The sequence below is a fragment of the Bradyrhizobium sp. genome (assembly GCF_035309285.1).
In the GTDB taxonomy this organism is placed as follows: Bacteria; Pseudomonadota; Alphaproteobacteria; order Rhizobiales; family Xanthobacteraceae; genus Bradyrhizobium.
The window spans coordinates 1-4,468 of sequence record NZ_DATGFH010000176.1 but is presented as its reverse complement, the minus strand read 5'-3'; the positions used below and the strand labels follow the sequence as shown (position 1 = coordinate 4,468).

Annotated in this window: 5 protein-coding genes; all 5 read right to left on the bottom strand. The window is 62.5% G+C overall.

Annotated elements, in window-relative coordinates:
- The coding region (locus VKR55_RS32120) for an ABC transporter ATP-binding protein (protein WP_324409424.1) at positions 1-570 on the bottom strand (570 nt) is incomplete at its 3' end.
- A gap of 15 nt (positions 571-585) precedes the next feature.
- Positions 586-1,416 carry a carbohydrate ABC transporter permease gene (locus tag VKR55_RS32115; RefSeq protein ID WP_324409423.1) on the bottom strand — a complete coding sequence of 277 codons (831 nt, stop codon included), beginning with the start codon at positions 1,414-1,416 and terminating at the stop codon, positions 586-588.
- A gap of 2 nt (positions 1,417-1,418) precedes the next feature.
- Positions 1,419-2,315 carry a carbohydrate ABC transporter permease gene (locus VKR55_RS32110; protein WP_324409422.1) on the bottom strand — a complete coding sequence of 299 codons (897 nt, stop codon included), beginning with the start codon at positions 2,313-2,315 and terminating at the stop codon, positions 1,419-1,421.
- Positions 2,316-2,523: 208 nt separating this feature from the next.
- The gene (locus tag VKR55_RS32105; protein WP_324409421.1) at positions 2,524-3,837 is read right to left on the bottom strand and encodes an ABC transporter substrate-binding protein; all 1,314 of its coding nucleotides are present in this window, start codon (positions 3,835-3,837) and stop codon (positions 2,524-2,526) included.
- A 208-nt stretch (positions 3,838-4,045) separates the two neighbouring features.
- Positions 4,046-4,468 (bottom strand): sugar-binding domain-containing protein (locus VKR55_RS32100; protein WP_324409420.1); only part of this gene is annotated, 423 nt, incomplete at its 5' end.

Here is a 4,468-nt window from a genome sequence, read left to right as displayed (position 1 = left end):
GACGTAGATGGCCGTGGTGCCGAGCTGCTTCTGCAAGCGCGTCACCTCGAGCCGCATCTGCACGCGAAGTGCGGCGTCGAGGTTGGACAGCGGCTCGTCGAACAGGAACGCCTTCGGCTCGCGCACGATGGCGCGGCCGATCGCGACGCGCTGACGCTGGCCGCCCGACAATTCGCGCGGCTTGCGGTCGAGATAGGGCGTCAGGTTCAAGGTCGCAGCCGCCGCCTCGACCTTGCGGTTGATCTCGGCCTTCGGCTGACCCGCCATCTTCAGGCCAAAGGCGATATTGCCGCGCACGCTCATGTGCGGATAGAGCGCGTAGGACTGGAACACCATCGACAGCCCGCGCTTGGCCGGCGGAACGTTGACGACATTCTTGCCGTCGATCAGGATGTTTCCGCCGGTGACGTCCTCGAGCCCCGCGATCAGCCTGAGCAGCGTGGTCTTGCCGCAGCCGGACGGACCGACAAAGACGACGAAGGAGCCGTCGGCGATATCGAGGTCGGCGCCCTTGATGATGTGCACCGGCCCGAACGATTTCTGGACACCCTGCAACGTGATCTGACCCATGATGTGTCGCCTTCCCTATTTGACGGCGCCGAACGTCAGGCCACGGACGAGCTGCCGCTGACTGAACCAGCCGAGCACGAGAATTGGAGCGATTGCGAGCGTCGAGGCCGCGGAGAGCTTGGCCCAGAACAGGCCTTCCGGAGACGAATAGGAGGCGATGAACACGGTGAGCGGCGCGGCGTTCAAGGTCGAGAGATTGAGTGTCCAGAAAGCCTCGTTCCAGGCAAGGATCAGGTTGAGCAGCAGCGTCGAGGCAAGCCCCGGCACCGCCATCGGCGTCAGCACATAGACCAGTTCCTTGCTGATGGTCGCGCCATCCATGCGCGCGGCTTCGAGGATGTCTTTTGGAATCTCCTTGAAATAGGTGAAGAGCATCCACACCACAATCGGCAGGTTGCCGAGACACAGGATGAAGATGAGGCCCGTCCGCGTGTCGAGCAGGCCGAAATTCCGGTAGATCAGGTAGATCGGGACCAGCACGCCGACCGGCGGCATCATCTTGGTCGACAGCATCCAGAGCAGGATGTCCTTGGTGCGCTTGGTCGGCGAGAACGCCATCGACCAGGCGGCCGGTATGGCGATCAAGAGCGCAATCAACGTCGAGCCGCCGGCGATGACGATGGAGTTGAAAGCGTGGAGGAAATAGTCGCTGCGCGCCTGCACGGTCGCATAGTTTTCAAGGGTCCAGTGGAAGAACAGGAACGACGGCGGCACCGCGAAGGCTTCCTGCTCGGTCTTGAAGCTTGCGAGCACCATCCACAGGATCGGGAAGAAGATCAAAAAGCCGGCGAGCCAGGCCGCCGCGGTCGAGATCACCTTCCGCTTTGTCGTTACCGCGCGTGCCATGATTACGCCTCCAGGTTCCGGCCGACGATGCGGACGAGGAAGAAGGCCACGATGTTGGCGATGACCACGGCGACCAGACCGCCCGCGGACGCACTGCCGACGTCAAACTGGATCAAGGCCTGCGAATAGATCAGGAACGCGATGTTGGTGGTCTGCAGCCCCGGTCCGCCGCCCGTGGTGACGAAGATCTCGGCGAACACTGTGAGCAAGAAGATCGTCTCGATCAGGATCACCACCGTAATCGGCCGCGCCAGGTGCGGCAAGGTGATGTAAATGAAGCTGGAGAGCGCAGGCGCGCCGTCCATCTCGGCGGCCTCTTTCTGCTCCTCGTCCAGCGATTGCAGCGCGGTCAGCAGGATCAGGGTGGCAAACGGCAGCCATTGCCAGGACACGATCAGGATGATCGCAAGCATCGGCACATCGTTGAACCAGTCGATCGGCGTCAAGCCGAACGACGTCGCGATCCAGGCAAAGAGCCCCGAGACCGGATGCATAAGGAGGTTCTTCCAGACCAGCGCGCTGACCGTCGGCATGACGAAGAACGGGGCGATCACCATCAGTCGCACGATGCTGCGGCCCAACACCGGCTGATCCAGCAACAGTGCGAGCGGGATCCCGACCAGGATCGTGATCGCCAGCACCGAGCCGACCAGTATCAGCGTGTTGAGCAGCGAGGCGAGGAAGGCGGGGTCGGTCAGGAAGTAGCGAAAATTGTCGAAGCCGACGAACTGCCCGGAATCCGGATCGAGCAGATTGTAGTGCAACGTGGCGAAGTAGATCGTCAGCGCCAGCGGCACGATCATCCAGATGAACAGGAGTACAACCGCGGGCGTCATCAGCGTGCGCGCCAGCAATTGCGTCTGTCGGGTCGCCGTCCCGACCTCCTTCTGCCTGGCCATCCCCGCCTCCTTCCGCCTGAGAGAAAGGGCGACCATCCAAATCTTGGGACGGGATGGTCGCCAGTGGTTCAGCCCGGGAGACTGAGCTGACCGCTCGAAGCCGCCGGCTAAAGCGCGATGATCTGAAGATGAATCATCATCACGCTTTAGCTTATTGTTTGCGCATGATCTTTTCGAAAAACCGCGTCACACTTTTCCGGATCATGCGCTACTTGATGTAGCGGGCACGCTTCATCTCGCGTTCGGTCGCGGACTGGGCGTTGGCGAGCGCCTGCTCGACGGTGGTCGAGCCGGACAGCGCCGCCGAGAACTGCTGCCCGACCGTGGTGCCGATGCCCTGGAATTCTGGGATCGCCGCATATTGCACGCCGACGTAGGGCACCGGCTTCACCGTGGGCTTGTTCGGATCGGCCGCGTCGATGGAGGCGAGCGTCAGCTTCGCGAACGGGGCGGCCTTGAGATAGTCCGGGTTCTCGTAGAGCGAAGTGCGCGTTCCCGGCGGCACATTGGCCCAGCCTTCCTTCGATGCGACGAGCTTGGTGTAGTCCTTGCTCGTCGCCCAGGCGATGAACTTCTCCGCCGCGTCGACCTTCTTCGAGCCGGCAGGAATCGCCAGGCTCCACGCCCACAGCCAGTTCGCGTTCTTGCCAAGGCCAGTGTTCGGCGCCATTGCAAAGCCGACATGGTCGGCGACCTTGGAATCCTTCGGGTTGGTCACGAAGGACGCCGCCACCGTTGCATCGATCCACATCGCGCATTTGCCGGCGTTGAACAGCGCCAGATTCTCATTGAAGCCGTTCGAGCTGGCGCCCGGAGGGCCCGCCTCCTTCATCAGGTCGACATAAGTCGTCAGCGCCTTCTTCCATTCCGGCGAGTTGAACTGCGGCTCCCACTTCTCGTCGAACCAGCGCGCGCCGAAGGAATTGGCCATCGCGGTCAGGAACGCCATGTTCTCGCCCCAACCAGCCTTGCCGCGCAGGCAGATGCCATAGATGCCGGCGGACTTGTCGGTGAGCTTCTTGGCCGCATCGATGACGAAATCCCAGGTCGGCCTTTCCGGCACCGTCAGTCCGGCCTTCTGGAACAGGTCGGTGCGATACATCAGCATCGAGCTCTCGCCGTAGAACGGCGCGGCGTAGAGCTTGCCGTTGACGGAGACCGCGTCGCGAATTTTGGGCAGCAGATCGCCGACGTCGTAGTCGCTCGGAAGGTTGGTGAGCGGAACCAGCCAGTCCTTCTTCGCCCAGATCGGCACTTCGTAGGTGCCGATGGTCAGGACGTCGAACTGCCCGCCCTTGGTGGCGATGTCCGTCGTCACCCGCTGGCGCAGCACGTTCTCCTCCAGCGTCACCCATTTGACCTCGATGCCGGGATTTTTCGCGGTGAAGTCAGAGGTCAGACCCTGCATGCGGATCATGTCGCCGTTGTTGACGGTGGCGATGGTCAGCGTGGTTTGCGCGAGTGCGGGGGCTGAAACAATAAGCGCGGTCGCGCCCAACAGGGCGCCTAGGACGTGTTTCACGATAACCTCCCAGCTTATTTCTTGGCGTTGAGCATATGCCCACGCTTTGGGCGTATGTTCATCCGCTTCGCAAAGCTTGTCAAGGCGCAGATGGCGACGCTCCTGAACTCTCGTCATTGCGAGGAGGCGTCAGCCGACCAAGCAATCTAGAACCGCAAGTCGTGGCCCTGGATTGCTTCGCTTTGCTCGCAATGACGAATTCGAGGAATCACCCGCGCAGAATCGCGGCCGCAGTCGCCTCGTCGGTAATCAGGCCGTTGATCAGACGCCCCTTGAGCGCCGCCTTGATGGCGGGGATCTTGCCCTTGCCGACGGCCGCGCCGACCGTGAGCGCGGCGGCAGGAATGCGCGGCGGAACGCTGGTCAGACGGCGGTTGGTGCCGCCGTCGATGATCTTGCCCGCGGTGTCGAAGACCCAGCCGGTCAGCTCGCCGGCGGCACCGCGGCGCATCATGTCGTGCAACTCCTCGCGGGTGACGAAGCCGTCGACCAGGATTTGCGCGTGCTGGTCCATCTGGCCGATGCCGACCAGCCGCACATCCGCCTTCGCCGCCAGCGCACGGACGTGTGCGATCGGCTGCAGGCGCAGCATCTGATCGCGTTCCTTTTCCGACGACATCAGGAACGGCAA